Source organism: Paraburkholderia jirisanensis, from assembly GCF_054782355.1.
In genome coordinates this window covers 105,069-125,006 of the sequence record NZ_BAAGSQ010000007.1, presented here as the reverse complement: position 1 = coordinate 125,006, position 19,938 = coordinate 105,069, and the positions used below count along the sequence as shown (strand labels likewise).

Genomic DNA, 19,938 nt, shown 5'->3' with positions numbered 1-19,938 from the left:
TCAGTGTTCGACGGCCGGCACTTGCGGCTTGCCGAGCGTGCCTTCAAGATTCTTCGCGTACAGCTTGTTCCACGTGCCGTCCTTGATCGACTGTTCGAGCTGCGTGTCGAGCCATTCGCGGAACGCGGCATCGTCCTTTGCTACGCCGATGCCGTACGGCTCCTGCGTAAACGGTTTGCCGACGATGCGGAACTTGTTCGGCTGGCGCAGCGCCTCGCCGGCCAGCGTCGCGCCGTCGTCGACGTAGGCATCGAAGCGGCCGTCGGCGACGCCCTCGACGCAGGCCGCCGTATCGTTGAACGTGACGAACTTCGTCTGCGGCGCGAACTTCTTCACGTTGTCTTCCACCGTGGTGCCGTTCAGCACGCAGGCGGTCTTGCCGTTCAGATCGGTCACGCCGTTGATCGTCTTCGCCGATGCGCGCGTCAGGATGTCCTGGCCCGCTACGTAATACGGGCCCGCAAAGCCGATCACCTTCTTGCGTGCATCGTTGATCGTCAGCGTCGCGATCACCACGTCGACACGGCCGTTCTGCACGAACGGCAAGCGGTTTTCGGTAGTCGTCTTGACCCATTCGATGTTGTCCGGCGAACCCGTCAGCTTCACCGCGATCAGCCGCGCCAGATCGCCCTCGAAGCCCTCGGTCTGGCCGGTCATCGGGTTGCGCACCGAAAACATCAGCGTGTTCAGCGACGTGCCGACCACCAGCTTGCCGCGCTTCTGGATTTTCGCCATCGTCGAATCGGCCGGGAACGTGTCGGCCGCCCGCGCCGGCGTGAGCGCCGTCAGCAGCGTCCCCGCGACGCACGATGCGATGAGCGCGATCGATTTGAGCTTCATGCTGGACTCCTCCTTATTTATGCGACAGGTCGGCGCCTGTCGAAGCGGTGATTGAATCGTTGCGTTGCAGTGCTAGTGAGGCAGGATGCTCGACAGAAACTCGCGCGCCCGTGGCGAGCGCGGTGCGGCGAAAAACGACTGCGGGTCCGCCACTTCGACGATCCGGCCGCCGTCCATAAACACGATGCGGTCCGCCGCCTGGCGCGCAAAGCCCATTTCATGCGTGACGACGACCATCGTCATGCCGCTTTTCGCCAGTTCCAGCATCACGGCCAGCACTTCGCTGACCATTTCCGGATCGAGCGCCGAGGTCGGTTCGTCGAACAGCATCACCTTCGGGTTCATCGCCAGTGCGCGGGCCAGTGCGACGCGCTGCTGCTGGCCGCCCGACAGCTCGGCCGGCGCGGCATCCGCCTTGTGCGCGAGACCGACGCGCGCCAGCAGGCGCCGCGCGTCGGCGTCGGCTTCGGCGCGCGAGCGGCGCAGCACCTTGCGCGGCCCCATCGCGACGTTTTCCAGCACCGAACGATGCGAAAACAGGTTGAACGACTGGAACACCATGCCAATCTGCGCACGCATCGCCGCGAGCGCGCGGCCTTCCTGCGGCAGCGGCGCGCCGGCCAGCAGGATGGCGCCGGAATCGATCGTCTCCAGCCGGTTGATGCAGCGGCATAGTGTCGATTTGCCCGAACCGGAAGGCCCGATCACAACCACGACTTCGCCGGGTGCGACGTCCAGATTGACGTCGAACAGCACCTGCTGCGCGCCAAACGACTTGTTGACGCCGCGCAGCGACACCAGCGGTGCTACGGCGGCGGGCAGCGGCGCGCGCGCGTTCATACCCAGTTCAGCGCGACGGTCGCTTCGAGCCGGCCAACCGCCTTGCCGCGCACATTGCGCAGCAGCGGGTCGGTCCAGCGGGCGAGCGGCGCGCCGTCTTCGGTGTCGAGCGGCAGGCCGAGTTGTTTGAGCACGGCAATCGTGGTGGCGTACACCGCGCCGAAATCGCCATCGGCGATCTTCACCGCCACGCCGATGCCGCTGCTGCGCACGCCGATCGTATGCACGCCGTCGGCGCCGACCTTCGCGACCCACTGGCGATCCGCCGCATGGGCCAGCGCCAGATCGCAGCGGCCGGTGCCGGACACCATCTCCGGGTGCGCCGCCATCGCCGAGAAAATGCGCTGCAACGCCGTATCGGTGCTCGCGCCCGTGCCTGACGCGCCCGCCGCGAGACGTGCCCAGATCCGCGCGAGGCGGGCAAGCGGCATGCCGTAATTCGGCGCGCTACAGCCGTCGATGCCGACCCACAGCTCGTGCTCAGGGAGTTCCGCCAGCGCCGCGACCTCGCGGGTGATCTGCTGCTGCAGCGGGTGGTCGCTTTCCAGGTAGTGCTCGCGCAGGTAGCCGTGCATGCAGCAGTAGCCGAGAAATCCGGTGTGCTTACCGGAGCAGTTGTGGTGACGTTGATCGAATACGCTGCCGCGCGGCGGCAGATTGTTTTCGCCGTAGTAGTCCGGAAGATGCACGCCGCATTGCAACTCGGCTTCGCTTGCGCCGATCTTCGCCAGCATGCTGGTGACTGCGTCGACGTGCATCGCCTCGCCGCCGTGGCTCGCGCAGCATAGCGCCAGTTCCGCATCGCTGAAACCGAAATGCTCGGGGCCGAAATCGCGCACGAACGGGATCGCCTGAAACGGCTTGAGCGTCGAGCGGGAAAACACGTAGGCGTGCGGATCGCCTGCATAGGCGAGCAGCGCACCGTCCGCATCGACGACGGCGACCGAGCCCCAGTGAATACGCTCGATATGCGAATTGCGGGTCGCGACGGCTAGCGGCACATGCGAAGGAAGATTCATTGCGTGATTGGCGTTGTCTGCGTGAGGTGCGCGTTCGACGGCTGGAACGGACTACAGCGAGTTTAATTATTGCAAAAATCGATGTTCCGGCGTAATTTCGAAAACGGTTTTGCATTGGACGCAACGCAAGATGGCCCGCAAAAAAGCCAGGGAAGTAAGCCTCGATCATCTGGGCGCGATGCGCGCGCTGGTGCGCATCGTCGAACTGGGCAGTCTGTCCGCGGCGGCGCGCGAGCTGAAAGTCGCCACGTCGACCGTCGCGCGCAAGATCGACGCGCTCGAAGAAATGCTCGGCGTGCCGCTACTGCACCGCTCGACGCATCACGTCGCGCTGACCGAGGCCGGCAACCTGTATCACGCGCGCGCGGTATCGATGATCGCGGACCTCGACGACACGCTGCGCGTGGTCACGGAACTCGACACGGCGCCGAGCGGACCGTTGAAACTGACCGCGCCGGTCGCCTTCGGTCGCCGCTATCTGGCGCCGCTGGTCGCGCCGTTTCTGAAGCGCTATCCGTCGATCCAGCTGGATCTGCGGCTCACCGACAATCACAACGACATGGTGACCGGCGGCTTCGACCTCGACATCCACGAAGGCGAGAACTATCTCGACAACCTGATCGTGCAGCCGATCTCGCGCAACGACAGCATCCTGTGCGCGGCGCCGGACTACCTCGCATTACGCGGCCGCCCCGCCGTGCCGGCCGATCTCGCACACCACAACTGCCTGCGCTATCTGCATCCGGAAGGCGACCCGCGCTGGCATCTGTCGAACGGCAAGACGGTGCAGTCGGTGCTGCCGCTGGGCAATCTGCAATCCGATCATTCGGAGTTGCTGCTCGAAGCGACGTGCGATGGGCTCGGCATTGCCGAATTCGAGATCTGGCTGATTCGCGACCTGCTGGTCAGCGGTGCGCTGGAGGTCGTGCTGCCGAAGTATCGGCTCGACAATGCGCTGACCGGCCGGCAGATCTACATGGCTTATCTGCCGAACCGGCGCTTTTCGACCAAGGTGCGCGTGCTGCGCGAATTCATGGCGCAGCGGCTGCAGGGGATCGGGGAGTTGCCGGAGGGGTTGGGCGGGTGAACGGGTGAGTGCGTGCGCTACTTCGGCGTGCGAGCGGGCGGCCCGCATTGCGTCTGCCGCTGGGCTTGCGTTTCCCGGCTCAACGCAGCGCGGATCTTCGACATCTGCTGCGGCGAATCCGCCAGCACCGCATCGATGCCCAGGCACGCCGCCGCGCGATAGTCGTCTGCGGTGTTCACGGCGATTGCCACGATGTGCACGTCCGGCTGCTGCCGGAAGCACGCGACGGTCGACGGCGTCCACATCGTCGCGTCGACCTGGGAGCGCCCTTCGCCAAGGGTGAATTTTTCGGTGACGGTCAGCGTGCGGTGCAATTCGAAAGCGGTCCAGCTATGTGCTGCGGGGCTATCTGGACAGCCTTCGTTCAGCAGTACGCGCAAGAGCCGCGTGCGCGTCGCGTCGCGCGACTCGAACAGGCGTGCCTGCGGATACTTCGCGAAGCTTTGCTGATACGCGGCTTCGGTTGAATAGAGTGTCACTCGCGACCACGCACCCTCCCCGGTCAGCACGCGCGCGACGGCCTGCGCTTGCGGATCGGCGGGCAGCGCCTTCATGTCGAGAATGACTGGCAGGTTCGCGGGAATCTCGCGCAAGGCCTGTTGCAAGGTCGGAATGTGCGCCGGCGCGGCGCGATACGGCCAGCTTTCGCGGCCTGTTGCGTCCACGGTCTTGAAGGTCCAGCCGGCATTGATCTGCGCGAGTTGTGCTGCGGTGTATGCGCCGACCGGTCCGCTTGCGTCGGTCAACGTCGAAAGCGCCGCCGGCCGGTACAACACCGGCACGCCATCCTTGCTCAACTGCACGGTCAGCCACAGCGCATCGGCGTGGTTGGCGATCGCGAGGCGGATCGCTTCGAGCGTGTTTTCCGGTGCGTCGCCGGTCCCGCCGCGATGCGCGATGATGCGCGGCAACTGCATCGCCGTCGCGCTGTCTGCGCGCGTGGCTGGACTCGCCGCTGAGCTTGCGGTTGGGCTTGTTGTCAGGCTCGTGCAGCCCGCCGTCAACAAGGCGGCCGCCGACAGCGCCGATGCGGCGCATAGCGATTTGAACACGCGGCTTCTCGCTCTAAAGGTGAAAAGGGTGAGCACGAGTTTATGTGGCACGAAAGTGAACGGGTGGTTGTATACGATGACTGGCGTCAAAGGGCGCGCGGCTCCGGGGAGCAATCGGGAAAAGCACTACGGCGCACCTTAGCGGACCACCACAACGAAAACTTCAAAATATGAAAAACGCCGCCGCACACCCCTGGCCGTCTTCGATACGCGCATGCATTGCAGCAGGCCTGCTGTTGTTCGCCGGCTCGGCGCTCGCGTATCAGGCGCCTACCGGTACGCCCGATGAATCGGACCTGAACAACCACAACACCTACCAGAACCGCGACGGCGAAACGGTCCACGCGCCCGCGCGTTCGCGCTCTGGGAAAGTCCCCGAAGGCGCCACCGCGCATTGTCGCGACGGCAGCTATAGCTTCAGCCGCCATCGCAGCGGCACCTGCTCGGGGCACGGCGGCGTCGAGAACTGGCTTTGACTGCGCGCGCCCTTTGCGGCGCCGCCAGCGAGCTCAAGCGGTTCGTGTAGCTCGTGCGGTAGCTGCACACGCACCGCATAGCGCGTGCGCCGTACCCCCGCCCTGCATGCACTGCCACGCACCGCGCGCGCCTCGCCGGCCGCGCCTCGCCGGCCACGCACGAAGTACAATGGCAGCTCTTCCCGCCGCGCGCCTCAGTCGCCGCCCCCGTGCCGTACCGGCGCGAACCGGTACGAGCCAGTGCGCCGCGCGGGAGCCGGTTACGGCCGGTCGATGAATCTGTACCACTCTTTATCCATCCACCCACGCCGCCCGCCCGCTTGACCGGAGGCCGCGGCGTCAACGCCCAATTGCAAGCAAATGGCCCAATACGTCTTCACCATGAACCGGGTCGGCAAGATCGTGCCGCCCAAGCGTCAAATCCTGAAAGACATTTCGCTGTCGTTCTTTCCCGGTGCGAAGATCGGCGTGCTCGGCCTGAACGGCTCGGGTAAATCGACGCTGATCCGCATCATGGCGGGCGTCGACAAAGATATCGAAGGCGAAGCGACGCCGATGCCGAACCTGAACATCGGCTACCTGCCGCAGGAACCGCAGCTCGATCCGCAAAAGACGGTGCGCGAAGCGGTCGAAGACGGCCTCGGCGACGCCTTCAGCGCGCAAAAGAAGCTCGACGAAATCTACGCGGCGTACGCCGAGCCGGACGCCGACTTCGACAAGCTCGCCGCCGACCAGGCGAAGTACGAAGCGATTCTCGCCACCGCCGATGGCGGCAGCCCCGAGCAGCAGCTCGAAGTGGCCGCCGACGCGCTGCGCCTGCCGCCGTGGGACGCGAAGATCGAACATCTGTCGGGCGGTGAGAAACGCCGCGTTGCGCTGTGCAAGCTGCTGCTCGAAAAGCCCGACATGCTGCTGCTCGACGAGCCGACCAACCACCTCGACGCTGAATCGGTCGACTGGCTCGAACAGTTTCTGACGCGCTTTCCGGGCACCGTGGTGGCCGTCACCCACGATCGTTACTTCCTCGACAACGCGGCCGAGTGGATTCTCGAACTCGACCGCGGGCACGGCATTCCGTGGAAGGGCAACTACAGCAGCTGGCTCGACCAGAAGGAAGACCGGCTGAAGCAGGAAGAAGCGTCGGAATCGGCGCGCCAGAAAGCGATCAAGAAAGAGCTGGAGTGGGTGCGGCAGAATCCGAAGGGCCGTCAGGCGAAGTCGAAGGCGCGTATCGCCCGCTTCGAGGAACTGAACAGCCAGGATTATCAGAAGCGTAACGAAACGCTGGAAATCTTCATTCCGGTCGGCGACCGCCTCGGCAATGAAGTGATCGAATTCAAGAACGTCAGCAAGTCGTATGGCGACCGGCTGTTGCTCGATAACGTGAGCCTGAAGATTCCGGCGGGCGCGATCGTCGGCATCATCGGGCCGAACGGCGCCGGCAAGTCGACGCTGTTCCGCATGCTCACCGGCAAGGAGCAACCGGATTCGGGCGAAATCGTGCAAGGGCCGACCGTCAAGCTGGCCTACGTCGACCAGAGCCGCGATGCGCTCGACGGTTCGAAGACCGTGTTCGAGGAAATCTCCGGCGGCGCCGACGTGCTGACGGTGGGCAAGTACGAAACGCCTTCGCGTGCGTATATCGGCCGCTTCAACTTCAAGGGCGGCGACCAGCAGAAGAATGTCGGCACGCTGTCGGGCGGCGAACGCGGCCGTCTGCATCTGGCCAAGACGCTGATCGCCGGCGGCAACGTGCTGCTGCTTGACGAACCGTCGAACGATCTCGACGTCGAAACGCTGCGTGCGCTCGAAGACGCGCTACTCGAATTCGCCGGCTCGGTGATGGTGATCTCGCACGATCGCTGGTTCCTCGACCGTATCGCGACGCACATCCTCGCGTTCGAAGGCGATTCGCAGGTGACGTTCTTCGACGGCAATTACCAGGAGTACGAAGCGGACAAGCGTGCGCGTCTGGGTGAAGAAGCGGCCAAGCCGAAGCGCCTGCGCTACAAGCCGATCAGCCGTTAAGGCTGGCGCGCCGGGCAGCGCTTTGGTTGGCGCGCGTCAGCCGGTGCGCGTCAGCCGGTGCGCGTCAGCCGGTGCGCGTCAGCCGGCGCGTTTCGGCTGGCGCGTTTCGGCCAGCTATTGCCAGCTAAAACGTCTGGCTAAAAAGCCGCAGCCAGCACGCGCCGGCAGCGCGCAACATCGTGATCCGCGGTACGACATTTGCTGCGACGCCCGTGTCGCTGGTGTCGCGGCAACGCAAACGCCGTGACGGCACGGCAACGAGGAGGCGGCATGACGATGTCGGTGGGCAAGCGTGTGGCTGTCTCGCTGGCGGCGATCGTGATCTTGCTCGTAGTCGCGGCGCTCACCGGACTCTACTTCGTGCAACGCGAAGTGAAAGCGCGTATTACCGACGCGCTCGGTCCGCTTGGCAGCGCCGAAAGCATCGACGTCGGTTTCACGTCGATCCGCCTGACGAATGTGCGTCTGATCGCGCCGAAAGGCTGGCCCACCGGCGACGCGCTGCGCGCCGCGCAGATCACGCTGGTGCCGGATATTCGCGACATGCTCGCGCACCGCGTGCATATACGCGACGTACTGGTTAGCGATTTCACGCTCGCCGTGTTGCGGACCACGGACGGCACGATCCAGTTGCTGCCGAACCTGCGGGAATCGATGAGCCGCGAACAGACTGGCGCGAGGCCGGCCGACGGCGAAGCCGGTAAAGCGCCGCTGCCGGCGGAGAAGCTGATCGACCACGTGCGCTTCGAGCGCGGCAGCTTTGATTTCTACGACGAGATGGTCGGCCAGCCCGCGTACAAGGTGAGCGTCACCGATGCAAGCGCGAGCGTCGATCATATCCATCTGCCCGATCTGAACGAGCCGACCAACGTGTCGCTCACCGGCTCGATCAAAGGTCCGCAGCATACCGGCACGGTGAGCTTCGGCGGCTGGATCAGGATATCGAACAAGGACTCGCAACTCACCACGACCTTGCGCGGCGTCGATGTCGTGACGCTCGATCCGTATCTGCTGAAAAAGGCCGGCGCGAAGACCCGCGTGACCAGCGGCACGCTCGACCTGAACGTCGAGTCGACGGTGCGCAATTATCGGATTCATGCGCCCGGCACGGTGACGCTGCATCATCTGCAGCTCGATGAAGCGTCGGACGATCCGCTCGATACTTTCCTCGCGATCCCGACGCGCGCCGCCGTCGCGGCACTGAAAAGGCACGGCGACGAGATCACGCTGCATTTCGTGCTGGACGGCAACCTGCGCGACCCGAAATTCCGGCTCAACGAAAGCCTCGCGATGGAGCTGCGCGCGGGCTTCGCGAAAGCGCTCGGCGTGAGCGCCGAGGGCATCGCGAAAGGCGCTGGGGAGACGGTTAAAGGGCTGGGGAACGCGTTGAAGAATTTGTTCGGGCAGTAGCGCCCCGCCGCTTTAAACCGGCAGCCCCAACTCGCGCAGCTTCACTTCGGTCTGCGCGGCGCTGGTGTGATGCACGCCGTGCCAGCCAAGCGCGGTCGCCGCTTCGGCGTTCTTCAGGTTGTCGTCGATGAAGACCAGCTCTTGCGGCTCGACGCCCGGCAGTTGCGCTTCGATGCGCGCGCGCATCTCGCTGAAAATGGCCGGATCAGGCTTCACCAGCTTCACCCGGCCCGACACGACGATGTCGCGAAAGCGCCGCAGCACCGGGAAGTTCTCCCACGCATACGGGAAGGTCTCGTCGGACCAGTTGGTCAGGCCGAATAGCGGCACGCCGGCCGCCTCGAGCTTGTCGACGGTTGCCACGCCGTCGTGCAGCACGCCCACCACCATCTCGTGCCAGCGCTCGTAGAACGCGCGGATCAGCGCTTCATGTTCTGGAAACTTCGCGATCAGCTCGGCCGTGCCCTCGGCGATCGGCTGGCCGCCGTCCTGGCGGATCACCCACTCCATCGTGCAGACGTTCGTCAGAAACCATTGGCGCTCGGCTTCGTCGGGAATCAGCGTGCGGTACAGGTACTGCGGGCTCCAGTCGATCAGCACACCGCCGAAATCGAACACGACTGCCTTGATGGCCATGCAAGCTCCGTTGTTTCGTTGTTTACGGGTCGGGGTTAAAGATCGGTTGATCAGCGTGACGCGGCGCGGCGTTTTACACGATGCCCCGCACCGCCGCGCACGGCACTGCGTCGTGCCGTGCACGGTCGCAGCGCGCACAGGAAGCAGATCAGATTGCCCGCGTACGCGCCTCGAGCCACGCTTTCGCGTCACCCGACACATGCGGCGCGATGCGCGCGCGCACCGTCTCGTGATAGGCGTTCAGCCACGCGCGCTCATCGTCGCGCAGCAGCGGCAACGCGATGCAACGCGTATCGATCGGGCACAGCGTCAGCGTTTCGAATTCGAGGAAGTCGCCGAACTCGGTCTTGCCGGCCGCGCGGTTCAACACGAGGTTCTCGATGCGGATGCCCCACTTGCCCGGTCGGTAGATGCCCGGCTCGATCGACGTGATCATGCCTTCTTCCATCGCCGTCCATGCTTCGGCCGGCGCGTAGTACGAGATGACCTGCGGGCCTTCGTGCACATTCAGGAAATAGCCGACGCCGTGGCCGGTGCCGTGGCCGTAGTCCGCCCCGGCCTCCCAGATCGGCGCGCGCGCGATCGCATCGAGCATCGGCGAGCGGATGCCGCGCGGAAAACGCGCGCGCGACAACGCGATCGTGCCTTTGAGCACCGTCGTGAAATCGCGGCGATGCGCATCGTCGATCGTGCCGACCGGCACCACGCGTGTGATGTCGGTCGTGCCGCTCAGGTACTGGCCGCCCGAATCGATCAACAGCAGGCCGTTGCCTTCGATGGTCGCGTGCGATTCGGGCAGCGCGCGGTAGTGCGGCATCGCACCGTTCGCATTGAACGCCGCGATCGTCGAAAAGCTCAGCGTGACGAAACCCGGCCGACGCGCCCGCGCGGCGGACAGCTTTTCGTCGATGGTCAGTTCGGTGATCGTCTCGCGGCCCAGCGCGCCTTCGAACCACGCGAAAAACTCGGCGAGCGCCGCGCCATCCTGCTCCATCGTCGCGCGCACCTGTTCGGCTTCGGCCTCGGTCTTGCGCGATTTGAAGAATGTCGACGGATTGACCGCCTCGACGGTCTTCACGTGCGCCGGCACGGTCTGCAGCATGCCGAAGGTGATGCGGCGCGGGTCGATCAGCAGCGTCGCGCCGGCCGGCAAGGCCGCGAGCGCGCCGGGCGCCTGCGCGTACGGCTCGACGCGGATGCCGTCGCGCGCCAGCGCGTCGACCAGCGCCGTCGGCACCTTGCCTTCGATCACGAACAGCGACGCCTGCTCGAAACCGATCAGCGCATGGGCGACGAACACCGGGTTGTAGTTCACATCGGCGCCGCGCAGGTTCAGCAACCAGGCAAGATCGTCGAGCGTCGAGATGAAGTGCCATTGCGCGCCCTGCTCGCGCATCGCGTCGCGCACGCGCGCGAGCTTGGCCGCACGCGTCACGCTGGCGTGCGGCGGCGCGTGTTCGTAGACCGCTTCGGTCGGTAGCGCCGGGCGCTGCGGCCAGATCGTGTCGAGCAGATCGACGTCGGTGCGCAGCTGCACGCCGCGCGCGCGCAACGCGTCGCCCAGCGCGCGCGCCGCGGCGAGGCCGAGCACCGCGCCGTCCACGCCGACCGCTGCGCCGGCAGGCACGTTCTGCGCGAGCCACTCGATGTGCGGCTGGGTTTGCTGACCACCCATCATCTTCATCAGCTGGATGCCGGTGCCGGCCAGTTGGGCTTCGGCTTGCACCCAGTAGCGGCTATCGACCCACAAGCCGGCGAAATCGGCCGTGACCACTAGCGTGCCGACCGAACCGGTGAAACCGGACAGCCATTCGCGCCCTTTCCAGCGACCCGGCAGATATTCGGACAAATGCGGATCGGCCGACGGCACCAGCAAGGCCGCGAGGCCGGCGTGCGTCATCGCGTTGCGCAGCTGCGCGATCCGCTCCGGGATCGACGCGGTTTCGGGGAGTCGGACGTTCATTGTGTTCACCTGAAAAGTGTCATCGGCGGGATCGCATGCCCACCGTCAAAGCCACCGCAGCAAGCGCGACGGCCGTGCACACCGGCCATTCGAGCGTCTCGCCATCATGAAAAAGCGTTGTAACGTTGCCGGCCATGCGCGCCAGCGTCGCACCGAGCACGCCGGCCAGCACCGCGACCCACAGCCGCGTGCGGCTCGCCCGCCGCAACGGATGCAGCCACCAGCCGGCCAGCCCGACTACCACGCCAAGCACGATCACACCCAACCAGCCCATTAGTGAAACTTCCTGCGCAAATTCAGATTTGTCCCATAGGTGCGCATCTTGTCGACGGCTAGCATTTTTCTCTCATTAACCAGAAAGGGCAGCACGGCGCTTTTCGGCGCCGCTGTTCATCAGCGGTTAGTCGCGCAATTGCGCGGCGATGAGTAGCGGTTGAGTTTAGGGGCGGGAATAAGGTTAGGCAAGCCGCAATGCCGCCGCCCGCCAGAGCCGATGGCGCAGTCCTGCGACCCATCCTCATGCGAATCGCCCATATCGAGCCGGACCTCCGCCACGCGGAACTCGTCGACCGGCTGTTGCTCGCCGCCGGTCACGCATGCCGGCATTTCGCCGCCAGCGAATCGTTCCTTGCCGGCGCCGCCGGCGAATTTTTCGACATCCTGGTGATCGCATCGTGGGCCGGCGACCGCGGCGCCGAGGACGTGATCGCCCTCGCCCGCGACGTGCTGCCGGGCCTGCCGATCGTCGTCACAATGAAAACACCGCGCGAGAGCGAACTGGTCGCCGCGCTGCACGCCGGCGCCGACGACTGCCTCGCGAAACCGGTGCGTGGCCCGGAAATGCTGGCGCGCCTCGACGCACTGATGCGGCGCGCCGGCGTGCGCCGGCCGCGCAACTGCTCGCGGGAAATCTTCCACGAGTTTCTGTTCGACTCCGGGCGCTCGGAGGTCGCCTTCCGGGGCCAGACCATCTCGATGACGCCCAAAGAGCTGCGTTTCGCGCTGCTCCTGTTCACCAACATGTCGCGGCCGGTGTCGCGCGCGCAGATTCTGGAAACGGTCTGGGGCCGGCGCGACATCAAGTCGCGCACGCTCGATACCCATGCGTCACGCATCCGCGCCAAGCTCGAGCTGCGGCCGGAGCGCGGTTACGCGCTGACGCCGCTGTACGGCTACGGTTATCGCCTCGACGCCGTTTCCGCCGACGGTTCCGCCACCGGTCCCGCCGCCGGCTCCACGAACGACAACAACGGCGGGGCCGGCCCGCCGAACTCTGAAAGAATCGCGGAAACGCTATAATATTGGGCTAAACCATAGCCCCACTTATGCAGCTCTTAACGATCGGAATCAATCACCACACTGCGCCAGTCGCTCTGCGCGAACGCGTGGCGTTTCCGCTCGAACAGATCAAGCCTGCACTCGATGCCTTCAAGGAGCTCTGGCTCGGCCGCGCGGCGCCCAATGCGCCGGAGGCCGCGATCCTCTCCACCTGCAACCGCACCGAGCTCTACTGCGCGACCGACGACCTCGCCGCCCGCGAGGCAGCGATCCGCTGGCTGTCGAAGTACCACGGCATTCCGGTCGATGAACTCGCGCCACATGTGTACGCGCTGCCGCAGTCGGAAGCGGTTCGGCATGCGTTCCGGGTCGCGTCGGGGCTCGATTCGATGGTGCTCGGCGAAACCCAGATCGTCGGTCAGATGAAGGATGCGGTGCGCACCGCGTCTGAAGCCGGCGCGCTTGGCACCTATCTGAACCAGTTGTTCCAGCGTACGTTTGCCGTCGCCAAGGAAGTGCGCAGCACGACCGAAATCGGGGCGCAATCGGTTTCGATGGCGGCGGCGTCGGTGCGGCTTGCGCAGCGCATCTTCGACAAGGTGTCCAATCAGCGCGTGCTGTTTATCGGCGCCGGCGAAATGATCGAGCTGTGCGCAACGCACTTCGCCGCCCAGCAGCCGCGCGAACTGGTGGTCGCGAACCGCACCGCCGAGCGCGGCCAGCGGCTCGCCGAACGCTTCGCCAATGGCCGCGCGATTCCGTTGTCCGAATTGCCGGCGCGCATGCATGAATTCGACATCATCGTGTCGTGCACCGCGTCGACGCTGCCGATCATCGGTCTTGGCGCGGTCGAGCGCGCGGTCAAGGCGCGCCGACACCGGCCGATCTTCATGGTCGACCTCGCGGTACCGCGCGACATCGAGCCGGAAGTCGGTCAGCTCGAAGACGTGTTCCTGTACACCGTCGACGATCTTGGTGCGATTGTCCGCGAGGGCAACGCGTCGCGTCAGGCGGCCGTCGCGCAGGCCGAAACGATCATCGAAACGCGCGTGCAGAACTTCATGCAATGGCTCGACGCACGCGGCATCGTGCCGGTGATCCGCCATATGCACACGCAGGCAGACGCGCTGCGTCGCGCCGAGGTCGAGAAGGCGCAAAAGGCGCTCGCGCGCGGCGACGATCCGGCCGCGGTGCTCGAAGCGCTGTCGCAATCGCTCACCAACAAGCTGATTCACGGCCCCACGCACGCACTGAACCGCGCGAATAGCGAAAACCGCGCTACGCTCATCGAGCTGATGAGCGGCTTCTACAAGCACAACAACCCGACGTCCGAGCGTTAGCTGCGCTAGCGCCGCTGCGCCGCCCGCGATCCGTCGTCCGGATCCGCCGCGCGGTGCTTCTGTCCGTGGCCCTCGGCCCGCTTCCCGAATCACGCTTTTCTCTCCGGAGCCCGCGCTCCGCACCGCCCGATGAAAACGAGCATGCAAAGCAAGCTCGACCAGCTCACCACCCGGCTGGCCGAACTGAACGACCTGTTGAGCCGCGCCGACGTCACCGCGAATATGGACCAGTACCGCAAGCTGACGCGCGAACACGCCGAGCTTGGGCCGGTGGTCGAGCAATATGCGCTGTGGCGTCAGGCGGTGAACGATGCGACGACCGCTCAGGAGTTGCTGTCGGACCCGTCGATGAAAGAGTTTGCCGAAGATGAAATTCGCGCGGCGCGCGAGCGGATGGAGCAGCTGCAGGGCGAGCTGCAGACGATGCTGCTGCCGAAAGATCCGAACGACGAGCGCAACATCTTCGTCGAAATCCGCGCGGGTACCGGCGGCGACGAATCGGCGCTGTTCGCCGGTGATTTGCTGCGCATGTATTTGCGCTATGCGGAACGCAACCGCTGGAGCGTCGAGATGATGTCTGCCAGCGAGTCGGATCTGGGCGGCTACAAGGAAGTGATCGTGCGGATCGCCGGCGAGGCCGCGTACTCGAAGCTGAAGTTTGAATCGGGCGGCCACCGCGTGCAGCGCGTGCCGGCTACCGAGACGCAGGGCCGTATTCACACGTCCGCGTGCACGGTTGCGGTGATGCCGGAAGCCGATGAAATCGGTGAAGTGGAGATCAACCCGGCCGATTTGCGGATCGACACGTTCCGCGCGTCCGGCGCCGGCGGGCAGCACATCAACAAGACCGATTCGGCGGTACGCGTCACACACTTGCCGACCGGCATCGTCGTTGAATGCCAGGACGATCGCTCGCAGCACAAGAACAAGGATCGCGCGCTGAAAGTGCTCGCGGCGCGCATTAAAGACAAGCAGTACCACGAGCAGCACGCGAAAGAAGCGGCTACCCGCAAGAGCCTGATCGGCTCCGGCGACCGCTCCGAACGCATTCGCACCTACAACTTCCCGCAAGGGCGGCTGACCGATCACCGGATCAACCTGACGCTGTATCGCCTCGAATCCATCATGGAAGGCGACCTCGACGAACTGATCGCCGCGCTGGTCAGCGAGCATCAGGCGGAATTGCTCGCGTCGCTTGGCGACGCTGAGTAAGTGCGGCGACTCGCGCGATGACTGAAGCTGCTGCTCCTGCTCCCACTCCCGCCACGGTTGCGGGATTGCTGAGCGCGTCGGCGCTGCCGCCGCTCGAAGCGCGCATTCTGCTCGGCCACGCGCTCGGCTGGCGGCGCACCGAGCTGATCACGCGCGCTGATCAGACGCTCGCGGCCGAAACGGTGGCGGCGTGGCACGCGCTCGAAGCACGGCGTATGGCCGGTGAGCCGGTCGCGCAACTGGTCGGTGCGCGTGAGTTTTACGGGCTCGATTTCGAAGTCACGCCGCACGTGCTGATTCCGCGGCCCGAGACTGAGTTGCTGGTCGAGACCGCGCTCGCTGCGCTTGAAGGGGTGGCAGAGCCGCGCGTGCTGGACCTCGGTACCGGCACCGGCGCGATCGCGGTGGCGCTCGCTTATGCGCGGCCTGACGCGCGGGTATGGGCCGTCGACCGCTCGGATGAAGCGCTGCAAATCGCTCTGCGCAATATTGCGCGGCTGGTCGCGCCGACGCGGCCGGGCGGCCCACTGACGGTACTGCAAAGCAACTGGTATGCGGCGCTCGATCCGGCGTTGCGCTTCGACATTATCGTCAGCAACCCGCCGTATATCGCGAGTGGCGATCCGCATCTGGAACAAGGCGATTTGCGCTTCGAACCGCGCGGCGCGCTGACCGATGAAGCAGATGGTCTGTCGGCCATCCGCGCGATCGTTGCAGATGCGCCGGCGTGGCTTGCCGCTCAAGGCAAGCTGTGGATCGAGCATGGTTACGACCAGGCTGCGGCGGTACGCGCGCTGCTGAGCGGGGGCGGATTTGCGTCGGTGAGCTCCGAGCGTGATCTTGCGGGTATCGAGCGAATTAGCGGCGGCGTGCTCGGCGGCGATATGCAGCCGCCGCGTGTTGCAGATCGATAGCCGTCGGCGGCGCTCCGCTGTGTCGCGGCGAGATCTACCGGCCTGACGACGGCCTGCGTGCTTTGGAGCGACGTCACGACTCGCAGCTCGCGGCGCCTGCCGCACGGATTCGCGGCTCAAAGCCGCGACTCGCGGATTCACGGATCGGTGCCCATACACAGTTTCACTGCACGCTCACGATGGCCGCAGCCGCGCGAATCTTAACCAGAGCAGCGGCCGCTGGCATCGGCGAAATCCGCTATCATTTGACGTTACTTACACCCGGAACCGCAAGGTCAGCCATGGACACGCAACAACGCATCAAGCAAATCGTCGACGAACATCCCGTCGTGCTCTTCATGAAAGGCAACGCACAATTTCCGATGTGCGGCTTCTCGGGCCGGGCGGTGCAGATTCTGAAGGCCTGCGGCGTCGACGAGCTCAAGACCGTCAACGTCCTCGAAGACGACGAAATCCGCCAGGGCATCAAGCAGTTCTCGAGCTGGCCGACCATCCCGCAGCTCTATGTGAAGGGCGAGTTCGTCGGCGGGTCGGACATCATGATGGAAATGTACCAATCGGGCGAACTGCAGCAGCTGTTTACCCCGGCGTAACAGGCGGGGAACTGCTCAACAACGCGCCCTCCCAGCCGGAGGGCCGTTGGTTGGTGCGACCGGGCGCCGCCAGGACGCCTGAGCCTCACCATAGAAACACTCCAAGCGGCGCCGCGCCGGCCGATCGTGGCGATCATCGGCGATCAGACGCGCTCCATCCTGTGTGCTTGCACGGGTCGGCTTGAGCCGAGCTTGGGGTACCGTGCTGATGCAGAATGCACCCACCCCCGCATCTTCGAATCCCGCCTGAACGCGAACGCACCTTCAATGGGGCCCTTCGCACGTTATGAGCCGCATCTGGTGCGCGTTCACAGCCTCCCCCGCGCTTCGAAGCAACCGTTCAACGCCCATTTTCCGCACAATCAATTGCCAACGCCGGCGACGCAATTAAATCCATTCGCGGCCGTTTATCAAACACCAGTGCACGCTTATATTCGCACTAACGAAACCTGATGCCGCGCACGCCGCGCGGCCAACGCCGCCATGGCTCGCTTACCTTCGCTATTCCTGTCGCACGGCGCCCCAACGCTGCCGATCGACCCGACCCTGCCGTCCGGGGAATTCGCCACGTTATCGGCCGACCTGCCGCGCCCCAAGGCGATCTTGATGCTGTCCGCACACTGGATGACCGCCGAGCCGGTAGCCAGCTCCGCCAAGACGCCGGAAACGATCCACGATTTCTATGGCTTCCCGCGCCAGCTCTACGAAATCCGCTACCCCGCGCCGGGCGCCCCCGAACTCGCGCAGCACGCGGCCGAACTGCTGGACGCGCAAGGCATCGCGTCGTCGACCCAGCCACATGGCCTCGATCACGGCGCCTGGGTGCCGATGCTGCTGATGTTCCCCGACGCCGACATCCCCGTCGCGCAACTGTCGATTCAACCGCGTCGGGACCCGGCGCATCACTATCGCGTCGGCCGCGCACTGCGGACGCTGCGCGACGACGGCGTGATGGTGATCGGCTCCGGCCAGATCACGCACAATCTGCGCGAAGCGGATTTCTCCGCGCGCCGCGAAGACGCCGACCCGCGGGTGGACGAATTCACCGACTGGTTCGAGTCGCGCCTCGCCGCACACGACATCGACGCCTTGCTCGACTACCGGCGCCTCGCACCGCATGCCGCGTTCATGCATCCGACCGACGAGCACTTGCTGCCGGTCTACGCCGCGCTCGGCGCAGCCGATGATGACTACCGGTTGCAGATTCAGCCGTTAGGTACCTACCAGAAGGTGCTGGCCATGACGAATTACGTCTTCGCCGACGCGTGACCTGACGTTGTTGAGCGCGCGGTTTTACCGTCGCGCGTGCCAAAGAAAAAAGCCTGCCCGATCGAAACGATCGGGCAGGCTTTTCAGCTTCTGGCGACGAACCGCAGCGGGGCTCACCTCACCCGCAACCGGCCTTGACGAAAGCAGCCCAACTCAGGCGCCGATCCCTTCGTGAATTTCGTCATGCGATTCGCGCTCATCGAGATATTGCGTGCGATATCCGGTATGCACACCCCAGTAATAGAACCCCAGCGCGAATACGATCACCACCAGCATGTCCCAGCCGTACGGCAGCACGCCCAGCCCGCCGAACTGCTTGCTGCCGATCAGCGACAGCACGGCCATCACCGGCAGGTATGCAACGAGCCACCACGCGGCCTTCAGATCGCGGCCCCAGCCGGCAAAGCCTGCTTTGGCCTGATAGTAGAAGTACACCGGCAACGCGACGACCATCAGCAGAATGATTTCACCGGTCAGCGGCCACTTCGCCCAGTACAGGATCAACGATGCGCACACGAACGCGAACGGTGCGATCGCTTTCATGCCGGGAATCTGCAGCGGACGGTCGAGATCGGTGGCAATGCGGCGCAAGGCCATCAGGCTGATCGGGCCGGTCAGATACGAAATCACCGTCGCAACCGAAATCACCGCCGCGAGCGAGCTCCAGCCGCGGAAAAAGAACAGGAAGATAAACGACACCAGCAGGTTGAACCACATCGCCTGGCGCGGCACACCGTACAGCGGATGCACATTGCCGAACATCTTCGGCAGCGTGTTGTTGCGCTCCATCGCGTAGATCATGCGCGTCGTGGTGGCCATATAGGTGGTGCCGGTACCGCTCGGGCTCACAAACGCGTCGATGTACAACAGGATCGCCAGCCAGTTCAGGTTCAGCGCGATCGCCAGTTCGGCGAACGGCGATGCGAACGTAAAGTGGCTCCAGCCCTTCGCCACGTCGCCCGGACTCACCGCGCCGATATAGGCGATCTGCAGCAGCACGTAGATCACCAGCGCCAGCAGGATCGAACCGATCACCGCAAACGGCACGCTCTTCGCCGGATTGCGCGCCTCGCCGGCCAGATTCACCGGACTCTGGAAGCCGTTGAACGCGAATACGATGCCGCTCGTCGCCACTGCGGTCAGCACCGCCGACCAACCATACGGCGCAAACGTGCTGGCCTCGCCGAAGTTTTCGCGGTGAAAACCGGTCAGCATCAGACCGAGAATCGTCGCCCCCGGAATCAGGAACTTGAAGATCGTGATCGCCGAATTCGCCTGCGCGAACAGCTTCACGCCCCAATAGTTCAGCAGGAAGTACACGATCACGAGCACCGCCGACAACAACAGGCCAGGTGTGGTGAGCGACCCTCCGACGAACAGCGCATGCGCCCAGGGGTATGGCCACGTGCTCATGTACTGGATCGAAGCCTCGGCTTCGATCGGGATCACCGAGACAATCGCGATCCAGTTAGCCCATGCGCTGATAAAGCCGACCAGCGCGCCATGCGAATAGCGCGCATAACGCACCATGCCGCCCGACTCGGGGAACATTGCGCCGAGTTCCGCATAGGCGAGCGCGATGGCCAAAATGACGACCGCACCGATAATCCATGCACAAATGGCGGCAGGCCCTGCAATTTTTGCGGCCTTCCACGCGCCGAACAGCCAGCCCGACCCGATGATCGAACCGAGACCGGTGAGCATCAGCGCGACCGGCCCGATGTTCCGTTGAATAGAACTCTTCACGTCTTCTCCTTATCTCTGAAATCGCATCGGGACGTCGCGCCGCGAGCTGCACGCGAGGCTGCCCTGTGATTGCCGGTCGTTCGCCGGTCACGATACGCACGCTGCGGGCCAGCTGGTTTAAAACACCAAGGTGCAACCCGAAGCGGAGGCGCGTAGTTTAACGGTTGCACCGCGAACGTGCTTGCGCAAAAACACGCCTCCTACAAAGAAATGCTGCACTTTGCAAGCTTTGTAA

The 19,938-nt window shown here is 64.7% G+C and carries 18 protein-coding genes; 10 read left to right on the top strand and 8 right to left on the bottom strand.

Annotation, left to right across the window (positions count from 1 at the left end):
* The 3 genes from ACYVNQ_RS05435 to ACYVNQ_RS05425 all read right to left on the bottom strand — a co-directional run bounded on the left by ACYVNQ_RS05435 (position 1) and on the right by ACYVNQ_RS05425 (position 2,699).
* The gene (locus ACYVNQ_RS05435; RefSeq protein ID WP_460901248.1) at positions 1-840 is read right to left on the bottom strand and encodes a glutamate ABC transporter substrate-binding protein; all 840 of its coding nucleotides are present in this window, start codon (positions 838-840) and stop codon (positions 1-3) included.
* A gap of 72 nt (positions 841-912) precedes the next feature.
* On the bottom strand, positions 913-1,641 hold the full coding sequence (locus ACYVNQ_RS05430) for an amino acid ABC transporter ATP-binding protein (RefSeq protein WP_460901290.1): 729 nt from the start codon (positions 1,639-1,641) through the stop codon (positions 913-915).
* 35 nt (positions 1,642-1,676) lie between these two features.
* Positions 1,677-2,699 (bottom strand): asparaginase, encoded by a 1,023-nt coding sequence (locus tag ACYVNQ_RS05425; RefSeq protein ID WP_460901247.1) that lies wholly within the window; start codon positions 2,697-2,699, stop codon positions 1,677-1,679.
* 130 nt (positions 2,700-2,829) lie between these two features.
* Between ACYVNQ_RS05425 and ACYVNQ_RS05420 the strand changes: the two genes are divergently transcribed.
* Entirely contained in the window at positions 2,830-3,786 is a 957-nt protein-coding gene (locus tag ACYVNQ_RS05420) for a LysR family transcriptional regulator (protein ID WP_460901245.1), read from the top strand.
* Between the two features lie 17 nt (positions 3,787-3,803).
* On the opposite strand, the gene ACYVNQ_RS05415 is transcribed toward ACYVNQ_RS05420, so the two are convergent.
* On the bottom strand, positions 3,804-4,838 hold the full coding sequence (locus tag ACYVNQ_RS05415) for a glycerophosphodiester phosphodiesterase family protein (protein WP_460901244.1): 1,035 nt from the start codon (positions 4,836-4,838) through the stop codon (positions 3,804-3,806).
* 170 nt (positions 4,839-5,008) lie between these two features.
* On the opposite strand from ACYVNQ_RS05415, the gene ACYVNQ_RS05410 reads away from it, so the two are divergent.
* The 3 genes from ACYVNQ_RS05410 to ACYVNQ_RS05400 all read left to right on the top strand — a co-directional run bounded on the left by ACYVNQ_RS05410 (position 5,009) and on the right by ACYVNQ_RS05400 (position 8,752).
* Positions 5,009-5,314 carry a DUF3761 domain-containing protein gene (locus tag ACYVNQ_RS05410; protein ID WP_460901242.1) on the top strand — a complete coding sequence of 102 codons (306 nt, stop codon included), beginning with the start codon at positions 5,009-5,011 and terminating at the stop codon, positions 5,312-5,314.
* Between the two features lie 360 nt (positions 5,315-5,674).
* Complete coding sequence (gene ettA, locus ACYVNQ_RS05405) at positions 5,675-7,342, top strand: energy-dependent translational throttle protein EttA (protein ID WP_460901241.1); 1,668 nt, start codon at positions 5,675-5,677, stop codon at positions 7,340-7,342.
* A gap of 270 nt (positions 7,343-7,612) precedes the next feature.
* On the top strand, positions 7,613-8,752 hold the full coding sequence (locus ACYVNQ_RS05400) for a DUF748 domain-containing protein (RefSeq protein WP_460901240.1): 1,140 nt from the start codon (positions 7,613-7,615) through the stop codon (positions 8,750-8,752).
* Positions 8,753-8,764: 12 nt separating this feature from the next.
* Here the strand turns inward: ACYVNQ_RS05400 and ACYVNQ_RS05395 are convergent, their stop codons facing one another.
* From ACYVNQ_RS05395 to ACYVNQ_RS05385, 3 genes are all read right to left on the bottom strand, one after another.
* Complete coding sequence (locus ACYVNQ_RS05395; protein WP_460901238.1) at positions 8,765-9,388, bottom strand: HAD family hydrolase; 624 nt, start codon at positions 9,386-9,388, stop codon at positions 8,765-8,767.
* A gap of 148 nt (positions 9,389-9,536) precedes the next feature.
* A complete protein-coding gene (locus ACYVNQ_RS05390) occupies positions 9,537-11,351 on the bottom strand; it encodes an aminopeptidase P family protein (protein ID WP_460901237.1) in 1,815 nt (604 codons plus the stop codon).
* 19 nt (positions 11,352-11,370) lie between these two features.
* Positions 11,371-11,625 (bottom strand): hypothetical protein, encoded by a 255-nt coding sequence (locus ACYVNQ_RS05385; RefSeq protein WP_460901236.1) that lies wholly within the window; start codon positions 11,623-11,625, stop codon positions 11,371-11,373.
* 245 nt (positions 11,626-11,870) lie between these two features.
* Between ACYVNQ_RS05385 and ACYVNQ_RS05380 the strand changes: the two genes are divergently transcribed.
* From ACYVNQ_RS05380 to ACYVNQ_RS05355, 6 genes are all read left to right on the top strand, one after another.
* On the top strand, positions 11,871-12,650 hold the full coding sequence (locus ACYVNQ_RS05380; protein WP_460901288.1) for a response regulator transcription factor: 780 nt from the start codon (positions 11,871-11,873) through the stop codon (positions 12,648-12,650).
* A 26-nt stretch (positions 12,651-12,676) separates the two neighbouring features.
* Positions 12,677-13,969 carry a glutamyl-tRNA reductase gene (gene hemA / locus ACYVNQ_RS05375; RefSeq protein WP_460901235.1) on the top strand — a complete coding sequence of 431 codons (1,293 nt, stop codon included), beginning with the start codon at positions 12,677-12,679 and terminating at the stop codon, positions 13,967-13,969.
* A 129-nt stretch (positions 13,970-14,098) separates the two neighbouring features.
* The gene (gene prfA / locus ACYVNQ_RS05370; protein WP_460901234.1) at positions 14,099-15,181 is read left to right on the top strand and encodes a peptide chain release factor 1; all 1,083 of its coding nucleotides are present in this window, start codon (positions 14,099-14,101) and stop codon (positions 15,179-15,181) included.
* A 17-nt stretch (positions 15,182-15,198) separates the two neighbouring features.
* The gene (prmC, locus tag ACYVNQ_RS05365; RefSeq protein WP_460901233.1) at positions 15,199-16,095 is read left to right on the top strand and encodes a peptide chain release factor N(5)-glutamine methyltransferase; all 897 of its coding nucleotides are present in this window, start codon (positions 15,199-15,201) and stop codon (positions 16,093-16,095) included.
* A gap of 281 nt (positions 16,096-16,376) precedes the next feature.
* Positions 16,377-16,688: a Grx4 family monothiol glutaredoxin gene (gene grxD / locus ACYVNQ_RS05360; RefSeq protein WP_460901231.1), complete on the top strand. Its 312-nt coding sequence runs from the start codon at positions 16,377-16,379 to the stop codon at positions 16,686-16,688.
* A gap of 483 nt (positions 16,689-17,171) precedes the next feature.
* A complete protein-coding gene (locus tag ACYVNQ_RS05355) occupies positions 17,172-17,957 on the top strand; it encodes a DODA-type extradiol aromatic ring-opening family dioxygenase (protein WP_460901230.1) in 786 nt (261 codons plus the stop codon).
* A gap of 153 nt (positions 17,958-18,110) precedes the next feature.
* Here ACYVNQ_RS05355 and ACYVNQ_RS05350 read toward each other — a convergent pair whose 3' ends face one another.
* The gene (locus ACYVNQ_RS05350; protein WP_460901229.1) at positions 18,111-19,703 is read right to left on the bottom strand and encodes an APC family permease; all 1,593 of its coding nucleotides are present in this window, start codon (positions 19,701-19,703) and stop codon (positions 18,111-18,113) included.
* Between the last annotated feature and the right edge of the window lie 235 nt (positions 19,704-19,938).